The sequence below is a fragment of the Delftia sp. Lp-1 genome (assembly GCF_020523835.1).
In the GTDB taxonomy this organism is placed as follows: Bacteria; Pseudomonadota; Gammaproteobacteria; order Burkholderiales; family Burkholderiaceae_C; genus Comamonas; species Comamonas acidovorans.
In genome coordinates this window covers 1,734,837-1,755,487 of sequence record NZ_JAJALJ010000001.1, presented here as the reverse complement: position 1 = coordinate 1,755,487, position 20,651 = coordinate 1,734,837, and the positions used below count along the sequence as shown (strand labels likewise).

The following is a 20,651-nucleotide window of genomic DNA, read 5'->3' as shown; positions in this document are numbered from 1 at the left end:
CCGCCTGACGCACTGCGCGGGCCACCCGGCGGGGCGCATGTGTCCCGCCGGGTCTTTTGCTTCCCACGATCGAATTTCCATGCCGTTCTTCACCGTCGCCGGCCTGCTTGCCACCTCGCTGGCCTGCCTGTGCATCTACGCCGCCTCGCCCAACCAGCGGCTATGGGCGGCCGCTTGGCCGCGCCGGCCTGCCCTCCTGGCCGGTGGCGGCCTGCTCGCAGCGGGCTGGCTGGCATTCGCCCAGGACATGCGGATGCTGGCCGCCACGTTCACCTGGCTCACCCTGCTGATGCTGGCCTTTGCCCTGCTGCCCTATATCGGAGCGCTGTTCCATGGCCGACGCACACCCTGAGGCCCGCCCGCGCAAGCCAGCCCCAATCCGGCCGGACTGGATCTCCAAGACCCTGGCCGGCCTGCTGCTGGGCCCGGGCCTGGCGATCAGCGCCAGTGGCCTGCTGGCCGCCCTGCTGCACGGCATGCCGCTGGCAGTGAGCGGGCAGCTGGTCATGTGGCTGGTGCCGCCGGTCTGGCTGCTGGTGCAGTCCCTGGTGTATTTCTTTTCCAGCGGCCTGCGCGCCTGGGCCTGGCTGGGCGGGGCCAACGCGCTGGCCCTGGCCGCCTGGTGGCTGGTGCGCGCGGCAATGCACAGCAGCGCAGGAGGCCTGTCATGAGAGCCGACTACATCCGCATCTACAAATCCGTACACACCTGGACGGGCATCCTCAGCGGCATGGCCTTGTTCATCGCCTTCTACGCGGGTGCGCTGACGGTGTTCAAGGAACCCATCCGGCGATGGTCCACGCCGCCTGCCGCCGTGGTGCAGGCCGTGCCCATGGACGAGGTGCAGCCGCTGATCGCCCGGACCCTGGCCAGCACGCAGGCGGCCGCGCGCGGCGCCATCGTGCAGCTGCAGGGCGACAACGCCATACCGCGCCTGCAATGGCAGGTGCGCGATCCCAAGGCCGACGACCATGACGAAAGCGCCGTACGCCACTACACGGCCCAGCTGTCGGCCGACGGCAGCGTGCAGATCAGCGAGCAGCGTCCGTCCCGCCTGGTGGAGTTCATCGACGTGCTGCACCGCGTGGTCGGCCTGCCCGTGGACTCGGACCCCAACCGCTGGATCATGGGCGCGATCTCGGCCCTGTACTTCCTGGCCCTGGTGTCGGGCGTGGTGATCCTGCTGCCCTCGCTGGTCAAGGACTTCTTCGCACTGCGCGTGGGCAGGAACCTCAAGCGCATGTGGCTGGACGCGCACAACGTGGTGGGCATCGTCAGCCTGCCCTTTCATATCGTCATGGCCCTGAGCGCCGTGGTCTTCGCCTACCACGACCAGATCTTCGACGTGCAGGACAAGCTGGTTCACAAAGGCCAATGGGCCCAGACCTTTGCGCGCCCCTCGGGCAAGGCCCCGGACGCGCCGGCACGCAGTCCGGCCGACATGCTCACGCCCTCCCGACTGGTGGAGATCGTCAGGGCCGCCGCGCCCGGCTTCGAGCCCGAAAGACTGCAGTACGCCCAGGTCACCGGCCCCAAGCCCACCGTGCGCGTCTGGGGCAGGAATCCCCAGGCCGTATCGCCACGCGCCGTGGGCGGCTTTGCCATGCTCGATCCCTACAGCGGAAAGCTGCTCTCGGCCGACTACCTCCCGGGCGGGCAAAGCACGCCCAACCTGTTCATCAGCAGCTTCTTCGCGCTGCACATGGCCTCCTTCGGCGGACTCGCGGTCTGGTGGCTGTACTTCCTGCTGGGCCTGGCGGGCGCGTGGCTGTTCTACGGCGGCAATCTGCTGTGGGTGGAGACGCGGCGCAAGGCCCAGCGCAAGGGCGCAGACTTGCCCGTGCAGCGGCGCGACACGGCCCTCATGGCCTCGGCCACCGTCGGCGTCTGCCTGGGCTGCGTGGCCGGCATTTCCGCCACCATTGCCGCCGCCAAGTGGCTGCCGGGCCGCGTCGATGACCTGGCCGCATGGCACATGGGCATCTACTACGCCGTGTTCTTCACCAGCATGGCCTGGGCCTTCGTGCGCGGCGCGGCACGCGCGGCCCCGGCCTTGCTGTGGCTGGCCGCTGCCTGCACGGCCGCGATCGCGCTGTCATCGCTGCTGGGCTGGCTGGCGCCAGGCACCGGCGCGTGGGTGGACACCTCGCTGATCGGCCTGGACCTGACGGCCGTGGCCGGCGTGCTGGCCCTGGCCTGGATGGCGCGTGCCACGGCACGGCGCACGCGCAGCGGCCCGCAGGACAGTGTGTGGTCCGCGCCGCGCGACAGGCCGGCGCATCAGGACACCAAGGACTCACCGGCACCGGCCAGCTGACCTGGCCGGCACGCCATGGGAGTGCGCAGGTGGGCCGGTTGCCTGGTGGGCCGGCCCATCCCCGCTGCTGGGTCTATCCGAAAATGGCGCCGCCCGCATCCAGCGAGGGTGGCCGCAGAAGATCGGCATTGACGCCCATGGCCTCGCTGGCCCGCTCCACAGCCTGCCAAAGGGGGGCGGGCATCTGCAGTATTTCCTCGGGGGAGTTCGCGCGGGCAATCCAGTCGCTGATCTCAACGTGCTGCTCGGGAGTGAGCAGGTCCAGGTTCAGCATTTCGTCAATGGTCTTCATCGGGTGTCGGTCTGTCGCTCTTGTGCGGGAGATATGTGGGCGAGGTGCGGGAGATGTGTGGGAGATATGTGGGCGAGGTGCGGAAAGGAAAACGCCCGTGCATTGTCAGCGGTCCGCGGCAGGCAATCGCTGCAGCAGGGCATCGCGTGCGCGCAGGCCGGCATTGGGCTTTTGAGCCTGGTCATCCTGGATCAGCGTGGCGAACACCAGCCTGCGCTGGTCCTTGGTGGCCCAGCCCACATACCAGCCATAGGCCCGGCTGGCATCGTAGCGGTTGTCGCTGCCGGGCGACCCGGTGCCGGTCTTGCCATGCACGGTCCAGCCGTCCACAGGCACGGGGTGCCGGGTGATGCGCGCAGTCATGTCGATGGCCTGACTGCTCACAGACAGTTCCCGGCGCACGATCTTGCGCATGAAGGCCACCTGCTCGGCCGCCGAGATGCGCAGCGAGGACACCACCCACGCGCCGTTGTGGCCGGCATGGGCCACGGCAACGGCGGAGACATCCTCGTTGCCGTACTGGAAGGCCCTCACATAGGCGCCAAACCGCTGCTGGCCCAGCTCCCGCGCCACCTGCTGCGAGTACCAGAACACCGAGTCTTTCATCCACGCCTGGGGCGTGATCTCGCGCCGCCAGGCATCGCCGCCCCAGTCCGGATACTCCGGTTGGTACGGCCACGCGGGCCGGGATTCGTCCTGCAGGATGCCGGCGTCATAGCCCATCAGGCTGATGGCGATCTTGAAGGTGGAGGCCGGCGTGACCCGCTCGGCGCAGGCCGGTCCGCTGTGCACCAGGGACTGGCCCGTGTCGGCGTCGGCGACGAGGGTGCACAGTTCGTGCGCAGAAGCGGGAAGGCAAAAAAATGCTGCCACGACCGTGGCAGCGGACCCAGGAAATCCATGCATGTGCTGTGTACTGTGTTCTGTCTGATGCAGTGTTAGTGTCTGGCGCGCGATCATAGATGCGCGCGCAGCCTTCGCAACGCCCATGCAGCAAACATCCCCCACAGCGTCCTCGGCGGCCGCGTCAGGAACGCGCCGAGGGCAAGGGCTTAGGGCTTTAGCCTTTGAGGCCCTGAGGGCCGGTCAGCCAGCCTCCGCCTCCTGCAGCTGCCGCCACATCACCTTGCCGCTGCCGCTCTTGGGCAGGGCCTTGACGAACTGCACGATCTTGGGCGCCTTGTAGACGGCCATGTTCTCGCGGCACCACTGGATGATGTCCTCGGCCGTGGTGTCTTCCTTGCCGGCACGCAGCACGACGACCGCCTTCACCGACTCGCCCCGGTAGGCGTCGCGCGTGGAGATCACGCAGGCTTCCTGGATGGCGGGGTGGCGGAACATCAGCGATTCGACCTCGGCCGGCCAGACCTTGAAGCCGCTGGCGTTGATCATGCGCTTGAGGCGGTCGGTGATGAAGTAGTAGCCGTCCTCGTCCACGTGGCCCAGGTCGCCGGTGCGAAAGAAGCGCTTGCCGTCGATCTCCATGAAGACCTGGGCCGTGGCGTCCGGCCGCTTCCAGTAGCCGTCGAAGACCTCGGGGCCGTGGACGACGATTTCGCCCTGCTCGCCCTGCGGGACATCGGCGCCGGTTTCGGGGTCGATGACACGCGCCTCGGTGCTCATGAAGGGAATGCCCAGGCATTGCTGCTTGGGATGCTCGAACGGGTTGCTGTGCGTGGGCGCGGCCGTCTCGGTCAGGCCGTAGCCCTCGCTGAAGCGCAGGCCGTATTGCTCCAGCAGGCGCTGGGCCACGGCCTGTGGCATGGCCGCACCGCCGCCGCCGATGTACTTGAGGCTGGTGAGGTCGAACTGCGCAAAGTTGGGGCTGCCCAGCAGGTCGATGACCATGGTGGGAATATTGGTCCAGCTGGTGACCTGGTAGCGAGAGATCAGCCGCCCCGCCAGCTCGCGGTCCCAGCGCGGCATGACGACCAGGGTGGCGCCCACGAAGATGGCCGTGTGCAGCACCGAGACCATGCCCGTGATGTGGAACATGGGCACGACGGCCAGGACCACGGTCTCGCTGGTGCCGCTGCCCCAGTAGCTGCCCGCCACGGCGTTGTGGTTGATGGAGCGGTGCGGGTGCATGCAGCCCTTGGGGTGGCCCGTGGTGCCGCTGGTGTAGGGCAGCACGGCCATGTCGTCGCGGCCCACCACATGGGGCGGCGCGGCGTCGGTGCAGGCCATGGCCTGCTGCCAGGTGTGGACGCTGCCGCCATCGAGCACGGCCGGCTCGCGCCGGGTGAGCAGCCAGTCGTGCCACTGCACGGGCGGGGCGTCGTCGCCCTGCACACCGGCATCGAAGGCATCGGTGAACTGAGTGACGACCAGGTGCTCCAGCCGCTGGCCCGGCGCCAGCGCGTTGCTGGCCTTGGCCAGCTCGGGGGCCAGGTCGGCCGTGGTGATGGCGACCTTGGCGTCGGCGTCGGTGATGTAGTGCCTGAGCTCCTCGGCCATGTTCATGGGATTGACCGGCACCACCACCGCATTGGCGCGGAAGATGGCGTAGTGCGCCAGGATGAGCTGAGGCGTGTTCTGCATCAGCAAAATGACGCGGTCGCCGCGCTGCACGCCCAGGCTGTGCAGGTAGGCCGCCATGCGCTCCGTGCCCTCGCACAGCTCGCGGTAGCTGATGGAGCTGCCGAAGTAGCGGATGGCTGCCTTGTCCGGGTAGCGTCGCGCATTGACGGCCAGGTTGTCCCAGACGCTGGTGGCGGGCACGGTGATGGAATGGGGCAGGCGGCTGGGCCAGAAAGCGTGGTGCGCGGGCTGGGAGGGCATGGGTGGATGGGCTTTGAAGTGTCGGTGAGTGGAAGGGACGGCGGCAATCCGCCTTGCCAGCGAGGCTAGGCTCACACCCGCTTCCCGGCATTGGGGAAGGCCCCAGGAGATCGTCGCCAAAGTGACGCTTGAGCGCCCATGGCATACCGATGCCACCGCAACTCGCCTTGTGCTTTCGCAAGCCGGCCACGGACACGCCACAGGTACGATGGCGCCATGCCCTCCACGCCCGCCATGCCCCACCTGTCCCGCCTGCAGCTGTCGCTGCGCGATCTGCTGGCCCGCCACCGCAGCGCGGCCCTGGCCACCCAGCCCGCCGACTCCCCTGCCCCCGGGGCTGGCGATGCACTGCCCGCTCCCCGGCTGTCCATGGTGCCCTGGGCCTGGAATGCGCAGTTTGGCTGCTTTGTGCTGCACGTCAGCGCACTGGCAGCGCACACGCGGGCCATGGAGCTGCACCCGGCCGTCAGCCTGCTGGTATGCGCGGCCGAAGTGGACGGCGAGGGCGTGCATGCACTGGAGCGCGTGGCCATAGAAGGCGTGGCCAGCACACCGCCGCCCGGCAGCGTGCTGGCCGATGGCGCGCGCGACAGCTATGTGCTGCGCTTCCCCGAAGCCGCGTTCATGACCGATCTGGGCGACTTCCGCTTTGTCTGCATCACGCCATCCATCGCCCGGCACGTGGCGGGCTTTGGCGCGGCGCGCGATGTGTCGGCCCATGACCTGATCGAAGCACTGAACACCCAGCCCAGCTGACTCACTCGCCCCGCACGTGGGCCGCGATCAGGGCGCCCGCCGCATCGCCCTGCCCCGCCACGCAGGCGCGCACATGGTCTTCCCACATCTGGCCCTGCTGCTCCACCTGGGCATGGACAAAGCGCTGCAGCATGCGCCGGGGATCGTCGCAGCGCTCATAGGCATACGGATCGCCGCGCGTGCACAGCGCCTTGAACTGCAGCCAGGCGGCCTGCCGCGTGACGGGCATGCCCTGCAGGCGCTGCCACTGGTGCAGCAGCTCATGGGCAAAGATGCCTGCGATCTGCGGATGCGACAGGCGCAGCGGCTGGCGCGGATCGGACTGCGTGAAGAAGGCGCGCGGCATGAAGATGCGCCCGCCATTCATGGACAGCGCCCTGCGCGTATAGCCCAGGCGCCGCTGGTACAGGCGCAGGCGCGGCAGCAGCGCATCGAGCGAGGCGCCGAAATGCGTGCGCACAAAGGCCTGCTCCTGCGCATCCAGTGGCCGGCTCCAGAAGACCATGCTCAGCCGCCCGGCCCCTGCCGATAGCGCCGCGCCATGAAATCCACAAACGCGCGCACGGCCGGGCGCAGATGCCGCGTGCGCGGATACAGCGCGTGGTAGCTGTACTGCCCCAGATGAAAACAGGGCAGCACCCGCACCAGCTGGCCGCGCTCCACGGCCGAGCGCACGGTATGCCAGGTCAGCGCCGCAATGCCCCGGCCTGCGCGTGCGGCCTCGAAGATGGTGGCCACCGAATCGGTGCGCAGCGCCGTGTGCGGCTGCACCTCGGTGACGGCGCCCTGCCCGGACACCACGCTCCAGCGCAATGGGGCCGGGCCCGCCGCAAAGGCCAGGGCGCGGTGCTCGGCCAATTGCTCGGGCGCCTGCACCACGCCCTGGCGCATCAGGTAGGCGGGCGACGCCACCAGCACCAGCGGCGAATGCGTGAGCAGCCGCGCCTGCAGCCCGCTGTCCGGCAATTGGCGGCTGATGCGCACGGCCGCATCCACGCCCTCGGCCACCAGGTCCACCAGCCGGTCGGTACACAGCAGCTGCAGCTCCAGATCGGGGAATTGCTGCTCGAACTCGGGCAGCCAGTCGCCCAGCTCGATGGCGCCCACGGCCAGCGGCAGCGTGATGCGCAACACACCCGCCACGCGCGCACGGCGCTGCGCAAGTGCGGCCTCGGCCGCATCGAGCTGCTCCAGCAACTGCACACAACTGAGGTAGTAGCTGCGCCCCGCATCGGTCAGGCTCAGCCCGCGCGAATTGCGCTGCAGCAGCTGCGTGCCCAGCTCCGACTCCAGCCATTTGACATGGCGCGACGCCGTGGAATGCGTCATGCCCAGCCGGTCCTGGGCCGCCGTGAAACCCTGCGCGTCCACCACGCCGCAGAACACCCGCATGGCTTGCCATCTGTCCATTGCTCATGCACTCCTTTGGCGGGAATTGTGGAGCATGGACCGCTGATGCCGCCCAGCCCGCTCAGCGCAGCGCCAGCTCCAGGATGCCGTCCGTGGACAGCACATCGCCAAACACATCCTCGATCTCGGCCAGCGCGGCACGGTGCAGGCTGTCGGCGTCCACGGATTCGCCGTTGCTGCGCGTGATGGCACGTGTGGCCACGGCATCGCTGGCCACGACGACCTCGAAGCCCAGCGGCGCGGCATCGCGTGCGGCGCCGGCCACGCAGGCGTGGGTCATAAGGCCGCAGATGACCACGGTGGTGATGCCACGCGAGCGCAGCTGGTCGGCCAGGTCGGTGCCGACGAAGGCGCTGACGCTGCGCTTTTGCACCACGGTGTCGCCCGCGCGCGGCTGCAGGCCGGGGTGGAACTGGACGGTGCTGCCATTGACGGCGAACACGGGCGCACCTTCAGGGGCAATGTGCTGGATGTGGAACACGGCAACCTGCCCGGCATCGGCCCATTGCAGCAGGCGCCGGGCCTGCTCCAGGACCTGCGGGCCGCGCGGGATGGGCAGGCGGCCGCTGAAGTACTCGTTCTGGAAGTCGATGACCAGCAGCGCCGTGGCACCCCGTGGCAACTGGCTGCGCCCCGGCGCGCCGGACAGGGCGCGGAGGGTGGGATGGCTGGTGGATTGGGTGGCCTGGCTGGCCTGTTCTGCGAGTGACATGCAGTGCTCCTGAAAACGGGAAGTGGTTGATGCCTGCAGTCTAGAAACGCACAGGGCCCGCCGCAACGCCATGGAGCGGCCAGCATCTGTGCAGGTTCTGCACAGATCACCCATGCTTTGAAAAATGCCCCATCTCAGTGATGGCGCAAACGGCCTTGCATCGCTCCAACCCGCCGCGTGCCGGGAAGGTGGCGATGCCGCATTGAAACATGGCCTGCGGCCCTCCCGCTCAAGAAAGGGCCGCAGGCGGGCACGGCGCTAGTTCTGCAGCTGCTGCCAGACCTTGTCCAGCCGCTTGATGCTGACTGGGTACGGCGTGCGCAGCTCCTGGGCGAAGAAGCTCACGCGCAGCTCCTCCAGCATCCAGCGGTATTCCTGCATGCGCGCATCGATGTGGCCCTTGCGCTCGGCCACCAGGCGCCAGTAGCGCTGCTCCAGCGGGCGCAGCTCGGTCAGGCGGCTGGCGTCGCGCGCAGGGTCGGCGCGGTACTTGTCCAGCCGGCTGGTGATGGCCTTGAGGTAGCGCGCATAGTGCTGCAGCTGGGTCCAGGGCGCGGCCGCGATGAAGTTCTTGGGCACCAGGCGCTGCAGTTGCTGGGCGGCGTCGGCCGTGGCGTCAGGCGCGTTCTTGGTGTCCTTGATCTTGCGCTGCGCCGCCGCGTACTCGACCAGGATGGTGGAGGCCATGCGCGCCACCTCGTTGGCGATCAGCGTCAGTCGGCCGCGTCCGTCCTGCACGCGCTGCTTGAACTGCGCGTCGTTGGTGGGCAGCGGCTCCTGCAGGAAGGCGCGGTCTATGGCCACGTCGATGATCTGCTCGCGCAGTTCCTCCTGCGTGCCCAGCGGCATGTAGGCGACGGCCATCTTCTGCAGGTCTGGAATGTTCTTTTCCAGGTACTTGAGCGCATCGCGGATCTGCAGCGCGAACAGGCGGCGCAGGCCCACGCGGTGGCGTGCGGCCGCAACCTCGGGTTCGTCGAAGACCTCGATGCCGACGGCATCGCCATGGTCGATCAGCGCTGGAAAGCCGATCAGCGTCTGCCCGCCTCGGCCAATCTCCATCAGCTCGGGCAGCTCGCCAAAGCTCCATTCCTTGTAGCGGCTGTCGGCGGGCTGGCTGGGCTTGGCATTCCTGGCAGGCGTGGCCTGGTCGGGCTTTTCCGCCTTGGCAGCGGGCGCAGGCTTCCTGCCGGTTTCGGGCGCGGTGGCGGCGTTGGCAGCGGATGCAGCAGGAGCCTCGGTGACCGAAGCCACCTTCAGCGCGGCCAGCGCCTGGAAGGCGCCGCGCGCCTTGGCGCCCAGTTCGGCCTTGAGCGCGCCCAGGTTGCGGCCCTGGCCCAGCTGGCGTCCATGCTCGTCCGTGATGCGGAAGTTCATGAACAGGTGCGGGCTGAGCATGTCCAGCTTGAAGTCGGCACGCTTGACGTCCAGCGAGGTCTCGTCGCGCACCTGCTTGAGCAGGGCATCGATCAGCGATCCCTGGCCCCAGCGCTCGGGCGTGGTGAAGAGTTCGGCCAGGCGCTGGGCGCTTTCGGGCAGGGGCACGAAGCGGCTGCGCGGGCGCTGCGGCAGGCTCTTGAGCAGGGCCTGGAGCTTGTCCTTGAGCATGCCGGGCACCAGCCATTCCACGCGCTCGTCGCTGACCTGGTTGAGCACGAACAGCGGCACGGTGACGGTGATGCCGTCGCGCGCGTCGCCGGGGCTGTGCAGGTAGCTGGCCGTGCAGTCCACGCCGCCGAGCTTGACCACCTTGGGAAAGGCCTGGGTGGTGATGCCGGCCGCCTCGTGGCGCATCAGCTCGTCGCGCGACAGGCGCAGCAGGTCGGCGTTTTCCTTGGCCGCCTCGCGGAACCAATGGTCGAAGGTGGCGCCGCTGAACACGTCCTTGGGGATCTGCTGGTCGTAGAAGGCGTAGATCAGCTCGTCATCGACCAGCACGTCCTGGCGGCGGCTCTTGTGCTCCAGCTCCTCGACCTTGCGCACCAGCTTGAGGTTGGCGGGCAGGAAGTGCCAGCGCGTATCCCACTGCCCCTCCACCAGGGCCTGGCGGATGAAGATCTCGCGGGCGGACTGCGGATCGATGCGGCCATAGCTCATGCGGCGGCCGTTGTAGACCACCAGGCCGTAGAGCGTGGCGCGCTCCAGCGCCACCACGTCGGCCTGGTTCTTGGACCAGTGCGGATCGAGCAGCTGCTTCTTGAGCAGGTGGGCGCCGACTTCCTCCAGCCACTGCGGATCGATGGCGGCGATGCCCCGGCCGTACAGGCGCGAGGTTTCCACCAGCTCGGCCGCCACGATCCAGCGCCCGGGCTTCTTGGACAGGTGGGCGCCCGGGTGCGGGTAGAAGCGGATGCCGCGCGCACCCAGGTAGGCGTCGCTTTCATCGCCCTTGTAGCCCAGGTTGCCCAGCAGGCCGGACAGCATGGACAGGTGCACGGCGTCGTAGCCCGCAGGCTCGGTGTTGATCTTCCACTTGTGCTCGTTGACCACGGTCAGCAGCTGCGAGTGGATGTCGCGCCATTCGCGCACGCGGCGGATGTTGATGAAGTTCTGGCGCAGCAGCTGCTCCCACTGGCGGTTGCTGAGCTTGTGCGAGGGCTCGTCATCCGTGCCGGGACCGGTGTCCTGCGGATGGAAAGCCGCCAGCGCCTCGGCCGCCGGGGCGGCCACGCTCTGCCCGCCGCTGCGCTGGGCCACGGGCAGGAAGGCGGCATTGCGCGCCGATGGCTTGGCGGCCGGTGCCTGGGCGCCGGCCATTTCCTTGCGGCTCTTGGCCACCACCTTGCCGCCGCGCGCATCCTGCAGCCATTTCCACAGGCGCAGGTAGCCGCTGAATTCGCTTTTCTCGTCGTCGAACTTGGCGTGCTGCTGGTCGGCCTGCTGCTGGGCCTCCAGCGGCCGGTCGCGCACGTCCTGCACGGACAGGGCGGAGGCAATGACCAGCACCTCGGCCACGGCGCCGCGCGTGCGCGCCTCCAAAATCATGCGGCCCACGCGCGGGTCCAGCGGCAGGCGCGACAGCTCGCGGCCCATGGGCAGCAGCTCGCCGCGCTCGTCCACGGCGCCCAGCTCGCCCAGCAATTGGTAGCCGTCGGCAATGGCGCGGCCCGAGGGCGATTCGAGGAAGGGGAAATTCACCACGTCGCCCAGGCCCAGCGACTTCATGCGCAGGATGACGCCGGCCAGCGAGGAGCGCAGGATTTCAGGGTCGGTGAAGCGCGCGCGCGTGCCGAAGTCGGCCTCGTCGTACAGGCGGATGCAGATGCCGTTGGCGACGCGGCCGCAACGGCCCGCGCGCTGGTTGGCCGCTGCCTGGCTGATGGGCTCGACCAGCAGCTGCTCGACCTTGCTGCGGAAGGAATAGCGCTTGACGCGCGCCGTGCCCGCATCGATCACATAGCGGATGCCGGGCACGGTCAGCGAGGTCTCGGCCACGTTGGTGGCCAGCACGATGCGCCGGCCCGTGTGGCTGTCGAAGATGCGGTCCTGCTCGGCCTGCGACAGGCGCGAGAACAGCGGCAGCACCTCGGCATGGCGCAGCACGGGCTGCTGTGCCAGGTGCTTGCGCAGGTGGTCGGCCGCCTCGCGGATCTCGCGCTCGCCGGGCAGGAACACCAGGATGTCGCCGCTGACGCCGCCGGACCACAGCTCGTCCACGCCTTCGGCGATGGCGTCGTTGAGGTCGTGGTCACGCTTTTCCTCGAAGGGGCGCCAGCGCATCTCCACGGGGTAGGTGCGGCCCGAGACCATGATCACCGGCGCAGGCCCCTTGGGGCCTTCGAAATGCCTGGAGAACCGGTCGGCATCGATGGTGGCCGATGTCACCACCACCTTGAGGTCGGGGCGCCGGGGCAGGATCTGCTTGATGTAGCCCAGCAGGAAGTCGATGTTGAGGCTGCGCTCGTGGGCCTCGTCAATGATCAGCGTGTCGTAGGCCTTGAGCAGCGGATCGGTCTGCGTCTCGGCCAGCAGGATGCCGTCCGTCATCAGCTTGACCGAGGCGTCCTTGGACAGCCGGTCCTGGAAACGCACCTTGTAGCCCACCACATCGCCCAGCGGCGTGTTCAGCTCCTCGGCAATGCGCTTGGCCACCGAGCTGGCGGCAATGCGGCGCGGCTGCGTGTGGCCGATCAGGTGGCCGCGCACCTGGCCCTTGTCGTCGGGCGTGGCGTTGACCTTGCCCCGGCCCAGCGCCAGCGCGATCTTGGGCAGCTGCGTGGTCTTGCCCGAGCCCGTCTCGCCGCACACGATGATGACCTGGTGCCGGTCCATGGCCTCCATGATTTCCTCACGGCGGGCGGATACGGGCAGGGATTCAGGGAAGCTGATCTTCAAAGGCATAAGGGGCTGGATTATCCCCGCGCCATGCCGCTGGCGCCACGCGCCCCCGCATTTCCATACCCGCGCCCTGTGCCGCCCGCGTGAAAACCCCCGCATGCCAGGGCCTTCGCCAAGTCAGGCCAGCGGCATGCAAGGCATTGCGCACAATCGGCGCTCGCCTTGCCGCCCGCGCCCGGCGCTGGCCGCCTCACCCGCCTTCCTCGATCTGCTCCCCATGGTTTCTCTTGCCGCCCTCGTCATCCCGCTATTGGCCCTGTGGCTGTGGTGGCCCGTCCGCCTGATGCCGCGCCGCGCACGCCTGATGGCGGCCGTCGCCACGGCGGCCCTGGGCTGCACGCCCGCCCTGCTGCTGGTGCTGCTGCGCGAGGGCACGGTCGAGTACCGCACGCTGGCCTATCTGCAGGTGCCGGGCGGCTGGGTGCTGGCCATGCTGCTGATGCTGGCCGTCTTCATCGTGCTGCGCGACGGCCTCTGGGCGCTGGCCGCAGTGAGCCGGCGCGAGGACTGGAAGCAGCGCCTGCACGCGCCGCTGCTCACGGCCGGCGCACTGGCCCTGGCGGGCCTGCTGTCGGCCTGGGGCGTGGCCAATGCACTGCGCCCGCCCGAGGTGCACGAACGCACGCTGCGCCTGCCCGGCCTGCCCACCGGCCTGGAAGGCCTGCGCGTGGCCGTGCTGGCCGACATCCACGCCAGCCCCATCAACAACGCGCGCTATGTGCAGACCGTCGTGGACCGCACGCTGGAGGCGCGGCCCGACCTCATCGTGCTGCCCGGCGACATGGTGGACGGCGACGTGGACAGCGGCCGCGCCAACATCGCGCCGCTGGCGCAGCTCAAGGCACGCTACGGCGTCTGGGCGGCGCCCGGCAACCATGAGTACTACAGCGGCTACGACGCCTGGATGGCCGAATTCCGCCGCCTGGGCCTGAACCTGCTGGAAAACCGCATGCAGCTGATCGATGTGCAAGGCGCGCGCCTGGCGCTGTCGGGCATCGGCGATCCGGCCTATGGCCGCCTGTCGCGCCAGAACACCGACCCCTCCGTGGCCGAAGGCGTGCCGCCCGACATCGACACCGTGGCCCGCCAGGCCAAAGAGGCCGGTGCGCAATACCACCTGCTGCTGGCCCACCAGCCCAAGACCGCCCGCGACAACGCTGCCCACGGCGTGGGCCTGCAGCTGTCGGGCCATACGCACGGCGGACTGATTCTGGGCATGGACCAATGGCTGGTGGCGCCCGCCAATGACGGCTTTGTGCGCGGCGAGTACGAGGTCGGCGCCATGAAGCTCTTCGTCAGCGCCGGCGCGGGCCTGTGGGCCGGCTTTGCCGTGCGCCTGGGCGTGCCGGCCAGCATCGACCTGCTGGTGCTGCGCGGCGCCTGATCCTGCCCCGGAGGGCAGCGTGGACGGCTACCGCGCGAACACCATGCACACCGGGCTGGCGCAGTGGGTGCTGGCCAGCGGGCGCCAGGCGTCATCCCGGGCATGGCAGACGATGCTGTCGCTGTCCTCGTTGAGCACATAGAGCAGGCGCCCGTCGGGCGAGGCCGTGAAAAAGCGCGGCGTGCGCCCGCCCGAGGCGAAGCCGCCACTGGCGTGCAGCAGCCCCGTCAAAGGATCGACATCGAAGACCGCAATGCCGTCAGCGCCGCGATTGGACACCAGCACCTGCCGGCCGTCGCGCAAGACCTGGATGCCCGCCGCCCGGCTGTTGCCCACAAAGTGCTCCGGCAGGGTGGACAGGATCTGCAAGCCCTGCAGCGCCCCCGTGGCCGCATCGAAGCGGCAGGTGAGCACGGTGTTGTCCAGTTCGTTGACCACATAGGCGCAGGCCAGCGCAGGATGGAAGGCGATATGCCGCGGGCCCGAGCCTTCGCGGCAGTCCAGCCAGGGCTGGGGCGCAGGCGACAGCCGCCCGTGCTCGAAGGCGAAGATGAAGATCCGGTCCTGCCCCTTGTCAGGCACCAGCACGAAGCGCCCGTCCGGCGAGAAGGGGTTGAAGTGCGGCTTGGCAAACGGCTGCTCCTTGCGATGCGGCCCGGGTTGGCCCGGTAGCGCAAGCCGCTGCTGCACGGAGCCCAGGCGCCCGTCCGGTGCAATCGGCATCACGGCCAGCGTACCGCCTGGCCCGCCATACCCCTGGTGGCCATCGCTGGCAGCCGGCTCGCCCAGATGGTCGGAGACCACCAGCTGCCGTCCGCCCGGGGCGATGGCCAGGTGCACCGGGTTGCGCCCGCCGCAGTCCCGGGTCTGCAGCAACGCCAGGCGGCCCGTTGCGGCATCGCGTGCGAAGACGCTGACCTCGTGGCCATCGCCATGCACGGTGTAGAGCCGGGTGGCGGCTGCATCGAGCGCCAGGAACGAGGGGTTGGCAAGCCCGTCCACGGTCTGCAGATGCTGCAGGACGCCCGTGGCTTCGTCCACGCGATAGACGGTGATGCCCTCGCCACGTGCGTCGCGCTCGCGCGTGGTGCGCGAACCCACGTAGGCGTACAGGGGGCGCGACGCTGAGGTGCTCATGCCGATGCGCCCGCCAGCGGTGCGACGGCCGCGCCCTGAATGCCATGGCGCTGCAGCGCCTCGGCCACAAAGCCGCAAGCCTTGGCCTCCTCCACAAAGGCCGCCAGCACGCGCAGGGCTTCATCGCCCCGCCCCTTGGGCAGGCCCATGGCCTGCTGGATCACCATGAAGCGGCCCGGCAGCAGGCGCAGGCCGGGCAGGCGGGCGGCATCGGCCTCCAGTTGCTGCTTGACGCCGGCGGCCACGTCGGCCGTCGATTCCACAAAGGTCTGCACCACGGCGGGCGAGGACACGGCGCGCTCTATCTGCGCATGCTTGAGTTCGCGGCTCAGGTACAGGTCATAGGCGCTGCCCTTGCCGACCACCACGGTGTGCCCGGCCCGGTCCACCTGGGCGTTGTCGGTCAGCGGCGAATCCTGGCGCACCAGGTAGCTGCCCTCGATCAGCACATAGGGCGCGGTAAAGCCGATGCCCGCGCCGCGCACGGGGTCCACGGCAAAGAAGCCGAAGTCGGCCTCCTCGCGCGTGACGGCATCCACCGACTTGGCGGCCGTATCGAAGACCACCAGTTCCAGCTCCAGCCCCAGCTGCTGCGCAAGGCGCCGGGCCAGGTCGATGGACACGCCTGCGGGCTGGCCATCGGCCTGCAGCCGCGCAAGGATGGGATTGCCGGTGTTGATGGAGGCGCGGATGCGGCCAAGCGGCGCGAGGGTGGACAGCAGCTGGGAGGAAAGGTTCATGGATGGCTCGCTTCAAGGGTCAACGGGATGCCCGCCGGGGCGTGGAAGAGGTACGCGAAGGGGTACGCGAAGGTTCCGGGGACGCTGCGCCGGGACCGAGGAGATCGCTGATGCTGGCCAGGTTGCGCAAGGTGCTCGCCAGGTGCTCGCGCATGGCGAGGGAGGCTTCTTCGTTGCGCTCGCGCCCCAGCAGTTCCAGGATGTTCAGATGCTGCTCGCAGTGCTCGCGGTAGCGCGCCCGGTCCTGCATGGAGCGGTAGGACAGCAGGCGCCGCACGCGGTTGACGCGACGAATGGTGTCGATGAAGAACACGTTGCCCGAGGCCTCGACCAGGGACTCGTGGAAGTTCACCCCCCGGTCGTGGATGCGGTCGGCCGGGTCGGTGGCGATGCCGCCTTCCAGCAAGTGGATTTCGGCCGCGCGGCAGCGTTGCAACACGGCGCGGTCCAGCCGGTAGCCGGGCTCCAGCAGCGCGGCCGGCTCCAGCGCCATACGCAGGCGGTAGGACTGCAGCAGGCTGTCGGGCGTGGTCAGCATGGCCGCAAAGGTCCAGCCGTAGCCGGGCTTGCGCTCGATCCAGCCCTCCTGGGAGATGCGGTTGAGCACGGCCGCCAGCTGGGCCTTGCTCAAGCCGTAGCGCGTGCGCAGCGCGGCCTCGGTGACGGATTCGGGCAGGCTGGCGCGCAGCCGGTCCTCGGCGATGCGAAAGTAGATGGCTTCGGTCAGGTCCTGGTCGCCGGCCGCCGCCTCGGCCAGCAGTTCGGTCGGAATCCCGTCATGCGGCAGGGCCAGGAAAAACCCCCGGTTGCGCTCGCGCCGCACCACGCCATGCTCCTGCAGCTGCTGCAAGGCCTCGTTGACGGGCTGGCGGGAGACGCGCAGCCGGTCGGCCAGGCCCTGGGCAGCCAGGTGGGTTCCGCTGTCCCATTGTTCGGAACGGGCCAGTGCCAGGATTTGCGAGCACAGCTGGGTGGAGGTCTTCATGCCCCCATTGTCATGCCATGCCACATCAGCGCCCGGCCGCCTGCCGCAGGATGGAAGGAATCACGCCGCCGCTGCGCAGCAGCCCGGCCTCCAGCTGCGTCTCCACGGCGGCCGTGGCCTGCAGCGCCTGCACGCTGCCATCGCCGCGCAGTATGCGCACGGGCACGGCGCAGCGCGGCGCCAGGGCGTCGGACGGTGCATCGATCTCGATACGGTCGCCCGGCTGCAGCGCCAGTTCCTGCGGCCCCATGCCCGCAGGCAAGCGCAGCGGCACGATGCCCATGCCGATGAGGTTGGAGCGGTGGATGCGCTCGAAGCTCAGGGCCAGCACGGCACGTATGCCCAGCAGGCGCTGGCCCTTGGCGGCCCAGTCGCGCGAGGAGCCCGTGCCGTAGCGCTCGCCGGCCACCAGCACCACGGACTGGCCCGCCTTGCGGTAGCGCTGCGCGATGTCCCACAGCGGCGCGATCTCGCCCGACGGCGCATGCAGGCCATGGGCCACGGGGGCACCGGGCGCCAGCAGGTTCTTCAGCGTCTTGCTGTGAAAGGCCGCCCGCACCATCACCTCCCAGTTGCCGCGCCGCGACGCGAAGACGTTGAGATCACCCCGGTCGTCGCCGCGCTCCACCAGGAAATCGGCCACCAGGCTGTCGGGCGGTATGGCGCTGGCCGGCGAGATATGGTCCGTGGTGATGTCGTCGCCCACCACCAGCAGCGGGTGGGCCTGGTAGCGGCCCAGCTGGCTGCCCTCGGATAGCGCGGCAAAGGGCGGGCGGCGCAGCGCGGTGGACCGCGCGTCCCAGGGAAACAACGGCCCCTCGGGCGCCTTCAGCGCATGCCAGGCCGGGTTGAGCGTGGCCCGCGCGAAGTCGCGGCCGAAGTCCTGCGGGTGCAGGCCCAGCGCCAGCGCCGCCTGGACTTCCTCGCGAGTGGGCATGAGGTCGGCCAGGAACACGGGCCGGCCATCGGCCAGGTGCTGCACGGGCTCCAGGCGCAGGTTGCGGGCCGCGTCGCCGGCCAGGCCGAAGGCGATGACCAGGGACGGCGACATGATGAAGCTCAGCTCGATGTCCGGATGCACGCGGCCCGGGAAATTCCGGTTGCCCGACAAAATGGCCACGGCCTTGGCCTGGCCGGCGCGCTGGGCCTGGCGCACCGGCTCCGTCAGCGGGCCGGGGTTGCCGATGCAGGTGGTACAGCCGTATCCCACGATGCCGAAGCCCACGGCCTCCAGGTCCTGCAGCAGCCCGGCGCGCGCCAGATAGGAGGCAGCCGCCGGCGAGCCCGGTGCCAGCGAGGTCTTGACCCATGCGGGGACCTTCAGCCCCAGCGCCCGCGCCTTGCGCGCCACCAGCCCGGCGGCGACCAGCAGCGCGGGATCCGAGGTATTGGTGCAGCTGGTGATGGCGGCCAGCGCCACGGCATGGCGCGGCAGCCCGGCCTGCGCGCCGGACGCAACAAAGCCCGCGGCCTGCAGCGCGCGGGCGCTGTCGCCATAGTCCAGCAGGTCCTGCGGGCGGCGCGGACCGGCAATGTGCCAGCCCACGGTGTCCAGGTCGATCTCGATCTGGCGTGTGTAGCGCGGCTGGGCCTGCGGATCGAACCACAGGCCCTGGGCACGCATATAGGCCTCGACCAGGGCGACGCGCTGTGGGCTGCGGCCCGTGGCGCGCAGGTAGTCAAGCGTCTGGCCATCGACCGCGAAGTAGCCCGTGGTGGCGCCGTACTCGGGCGCCATGTTGGCCACCACGCTGCGCTGGCCCGCCGTCAGCGTGGACACGCCGGGGCCGAAGTACTCGACGAACTCGCCGGCCACGCCCAGGGCGCGCAGCCGCTGGGTGGCGACCAGTGCCAGGTCGCTGGCCTGCACGCCGGGGCGCAGCGCGCCGGTCAGCCGCACGCCGATGACGTCGGGGATGCGCAGCATGGTGGGCATGCCGAACATCACGGTCTGCGCCTCCAGCCCGCCAACGCCCCAGCCCAGCACGCCGATGCCGTTGACCATGGGTGTGTGGCTGTCCGTGCCCAGCATCATGTCGGGCACGGCCCAGAGCCTGCCGCCGCGCTCCTCGGTGGTCACTACGGTGGCCAGCTGCTCCAGGTTGATGGTGTGCATGATCCCCGTGCCGGGCGGGTGGATGGTCACATGGGCCAGGGCCCTGGAGGCCCAGCGCAGGAAGCGGTAGCGCTCGGCATTGCGCCGTATCTCGTGCTCCAGGTTGGCCTGGGCGGCGCCCGGCGCTGCATAGGCCTCCACGGCCAGCGAGTGGTCCACCGACACATCGACGGGCAGCACCGGATTGAGCACGGCCGGATCCACGCCCTCTTCGTGCAGAGCATCGCGCATGGCCGCGATGTCGACCAGCGCCGGCGTGCTGGTGGTGTCGTGCATGAGCACGCGGCCCGGCTGGAAGGCGATCTCGGCCTCGCTGCTGCCGTGATCCAGCCAGGCCCGCAGGGCAGCCACGGCAGCGTCCCTTTCCTGCCCCTCCATGTGGCGCAGCACGTTCTCCAGCAACAACCTGAGCACCACGGGCAGGCGCGGCAGGCACTCGCCCAGCACGCCCGGCACATCGGCAGCGTGGTAGCGGACTCCGTCCAGTTCAAGGACGCGGGAAAAGGGGTTCTCGGTGTTTTCCATAGCTGATATTTTGCATTTTGAATTTCTAAAATGCAATCAAACGCCTCATCTCGCTTTCCCTGAAACCCCGGCTAAAAGGCCGCCAAGGAGTTTTGACATGTCCACTTCCTCCCGCCGCAGCTTGCTGCGCAACCTGGGCACCGCGCTGCTCGCCGGCCTCATCAGCCTCATCGGCCTCATCGGCAGCCTGCCCGCTGCGGCCCAGGACGCGCCGCAGCGCAGCATCACTCTCGTGGTTCCCTTCACGGCAGGTGGCGGCGTCGACGCCATGGCCCGGCTGCTGGCCGAGCGGCTGCGCGTGACGCTCAAGCAGCCGGTGGTGGTGGACAACAGGCCCGGCGCCAGCGGCATGCTGGGCGCAGGGGCCGTGGCACGCGCGGCGGGCGACGGCCACACGCTGCTGCTGGGCTCGGCCGGCGAAACCGCCATCGCCCCGCTGGTGCACCAGGGCCGCATGCCCTACCAGCCGTCTCGCGACCTGGCGCCCCTGACCCTGGTCACGCGCGTGCCCAACGTGCTGGTGGCCTCGCCCGGCCTGCCGGCCGGCAACATTGATGAACTGGTGCGCCTGGCCAAGGCCAGCCCCGGCAAGCTCGGCTACGCCACCAGCGGCGTGGGCAATCCCCAGCACCTCAATGGCGAGCTGCTGCAGTCGCTGGCCGGCATCCGGCTGAACCACGTGCCCTACCGGGGCGCGGCCAACCAGCTGGTGGACGTGTCCTCGGGCGTGGTCGAACTGGCCTTCGTCAGCTACGCGGGGGCCGCGCCCTTCATCAAGAGCGGCCGTGTCAAGGCGCTGGCGGTGACTTCAGCGCAGCGCGCCAGCTTCGCCCCCGGCATTTCCGCCATTGCCGAGTCCACGGGCCTGGCCTCCTACGACCTGGACAACTGGTTCGGCCTCTTCGCGCCCGCCTCCACGCCGCCGGCCGTCCAGGCGCGGCTGCATGCGGCGGTGGTCAATGCGCTCAAGGACCCCGCGCTGTTGCCGCGCCTGCGCGAACTGGGCGGCGAGCCCGCCCCCATGTCCCAGCAGCAGTTCAGGGACTTCATCGCCGCCGAGACCGCCAGGTACGCCGCCATCGTGACCTCGGCCCGCATCGTGGCCGAGTGAGGGCGCGCGCCCTTTCCCGGCATTTGCCTTTCCCTTCAGAAAACCAC

The 20,651-nt window shown here is 69.4% G+C and carries 17 protein-coding genes; 6 read left to right on the top strand and 11 right to left on the bottom strand.

Features of this window, described 5'->3' with window-relative positions:
- Positions 1-79 precede the first annotated feature (79 nt).
- From LGR64_RS07760 to LGR64_RS07750, 3 genes are read left to right on the top strand one after another with little or no spacing between them, the layout of a single operon-like run.
- On the top strand, positions 80-352 hold the full coding sequence (locus LGR64_RS07760; protein ID WP_230355183.1) for a hypothetical protein: 273 nt from the start codon (positions 80-82) through the stop codon (positions 350-352).
- Positions 333-671 (top strand): hypothetical protein, encoded by a 339-nt coding sequence (locus LGR64_RS07755; protein WP_013801745.1) that lies wholly within the window; start codon positions 333-335, stop codon positions 669-671. Before LGR64_RS07760 ends, LGR64_RS07755 begins: the two co-directional genes overlap by 20 nt.
- Positions 668-2,317, top strand: a complete 1,650-nt coding sequence (locus LGR64_RS07750; RefSeq protein WP_230355182.1) for a PepSY-associated TM helix domain-containing protein — start codon at positions 668-670, stop codon at positions 2,315-2,317. The genes LGR64_RS07755 and LGR64_RS07750 overlap by 4 nt, the downstream gene beginning before the upstream one ends.
- A gap of 73 nt (positions 2,318-2,390) precedes the next feature.
- Here LGR64_RS07750 and LGR64_RS07745 read toward each other — a convergent pair whose 3' ends face one another.
- The 3 genes from LGR64_RS07745 to LGR64_RS07735 form a co-directional block, all read right to left on the bottom strand.
- Entirely contained in the window at positions 2,391-2,609 is a 219-nt protein-coding gene (locus LGR64_RS07745; RefSeq protein ID WP_013801743.1) for a hypothetical protein, read from the bottom strand.
- Between the two features lie 105 nt (positions 2,610-2,714).
- Positions 2,715-3,515, bottom strand: coding sequence for a class D beta-lactamase (blaOXA, locus tag LGR64_RS07740; RefSeq protein WP_230355181.1), 801 nt, complete (start codon positions 3,513-3,515; stop codon positions 2,715-2,717).
- 180 nt (positions 3,516-3,695) lie between these two features.
- Positions 3,696-5,390 (bottom strand): long-chain fatty acid--CoA ligase, encoded by a 1,695-nt coding sequence (locus tag LGR64_RS07735; RefSeq protein WP_141831286.1) that lies wholly within the window; start codon positions 5,388-5,390, stop codon positions 3,696-3,698.
- A gap of 216 nt (positions 5,391-5,606) precedes the next feature.
- On the opposite strand from LGR64_RS07735, the gene LGR64_RS07730 reads away from it, so the two are divergent.
- Positions 5,607-6,146 carry a pyridoxamine 5'-phosphate oxidase family protein gene (locus LGR64_RS07730; RefSeq protein ID WP_141831284.1) on the top strand — a complete coding sequence of 180 codons (540 nt, stop codon included), beginning with the start codon at positions 5,607-5,609 and terminating at the stop codon, positions 6,144-6,146.
- 1 nt (position 6,147) lies between these two features.
- Here the strand turns inward: LGR64_RS07730 and LGR64_RS07725 are convergent, their stop codons facing one another.
- From LGR64_RS07725 to hrpA, 4 genes are all read right to left on the bottom strand, one after another.
- The gene (locus LGR64_RS07725) at positions 6,148-6,651 is read right to left on the bottom strand and encodes a hypothetical protein (protein ID WP_141831282.1); all 504 of its coding nucleotides are present in this window, start codon (positions 6,649-6,651) and stop codon (positions 6,148-6,150) included.
- Between the two features lie 2 nt (positions 6,652-6,653).
- Positions 6,654-7,556 carry a LysR family transcriptional regulator gene (locus tag LGR64_RS07720; protein WP_013801737.1) on the bottom strand — a complete coding sequence of 301 codons (903 nt, stop codon included), beginning with the start codon at positions 7,554-7,556 and terminating at the stop codon, positions 6,654-6,656.
- Positions 7,557-7,617: 61 nt separating this feature from the next.
- On the bottom strand, positions 7,618-8,268 hold the full coding sequence (locus LGR64_RS07715; protein ID WP_141831280.1) for a cysteine hydrolase family protein: 651 nt from the start codon (positions 8,266-8,268) through the stop codon (positions 7,618-7,620).
- Between the two features lie 258 nt (positions 8,269-8,526).
- On the bottom strand, positions 8,527-12,609 hold the full coding sequence (gene hrpA, locus LGR64_RS07710; protein ID WP_230355180.1) for an ATP-dependent RNA helicase HrpA: 4,083 nt from the start codon (positions 12,607-12,609) through the stop codon (positions 8,527-8,529).
- A 214-nt stretch (positions 12,610-12,823) separates the two neighbouring features.
- On the opposite strand from hrpA, the gene LGR64_RS07705 reads away from it, so the two are divergent.
- The gene (locus tag LGR64_RS07705) at positions 12,824-13,990 is read left to right on the top strand and encodes a metallophosphoesterase (RefSeq protein ID WP_185750915.1); all 1,167 of its coding nucleotides are present in this window, start codon (positions 12,824-12,826) and stop codon (positions 13,988-13,990) included.
- Positions 13,991-14,017: 27 nt separating this feature from the next.
- Here the strand turns inward: LGR64_RS07705 and LGR64_RS07700 are convergent, their stop codons facing one another.
- From LGR64_RS07700 to LGR64_RS07685, 4 genes are read right to left on the bottom strand one after another with little or no spacing between them, the layout of a single operon-like run.
- Complete coding sequence (locus LGR64_RS07700) at positions 14,018-15,127, bottom strand: lactonase family protein (protein WP_141831274.1); 1,110 nt, start codon at positions 15,125-15,127, stop codon at positions 14,018-14,020.
- On the bottom strand, positions 15,124-15,867 hold the full coding sequence (locus LGR64_RS07695) for an ABC transporter substrate-binding protein (RefSeq protein WP_012206352.1): 744 nt from the start codon (positions 15,865-15,867) through the stop codon (positions 15,124-15,126). The genes LGR64_RS07700 and LGR64_RS07695 overlap by 4 nt, the downstream gene beginning before the upstream one ends.
- 19 nt (positions 15,868-15,886) lie before the next feature.
- Positions 15,887-16,852, bottom strand: coding sequence for a GntR family transcriptional regulator (locus tag LGR64_RS07690; RefSeq protein ID WP_230355179.1), 966 nt, complete (start codon positions 16,850-16,852; stop codon positions 15,887-15,889).
- Positions 16,853-16,877: 25 nt separating this feature from the next.
- Positions 16,878-19,493 (bottom strand): aconitate hydratase AcnA, encoded by a 2,616-nt coding sequence (locus LGR64_RS07685; RefSeq protein WP_230355178.1) that lies wholly within the window; start codon positions 19,491-19,493, stop codon positions 16,878-16,880.
- A 97-nt stretch (positions 19,494-19,590) separates the two neighbouring features.
- On the opposite strand from LGR64_RS07685, the gene LGR64_RS07680 reads away from it, so the two are divergent.
- The gene (locus tag LGR64_RS07680; RefSeq protein ID WP_230355177.1) at positions 19,591-20,604 is read left to right on the top strand and encodes a Bug family tripartite tricarboxylate transporter substrate binding protein; all 1,014 of its coding nucleotides are present in this window, start codon (positions 19,591-19,593) and stop codon (positions 20,602-20,604) included.
- The last annotated feature ends 47 nt before the right edge of the window (positions 20,605-20,651 follow it).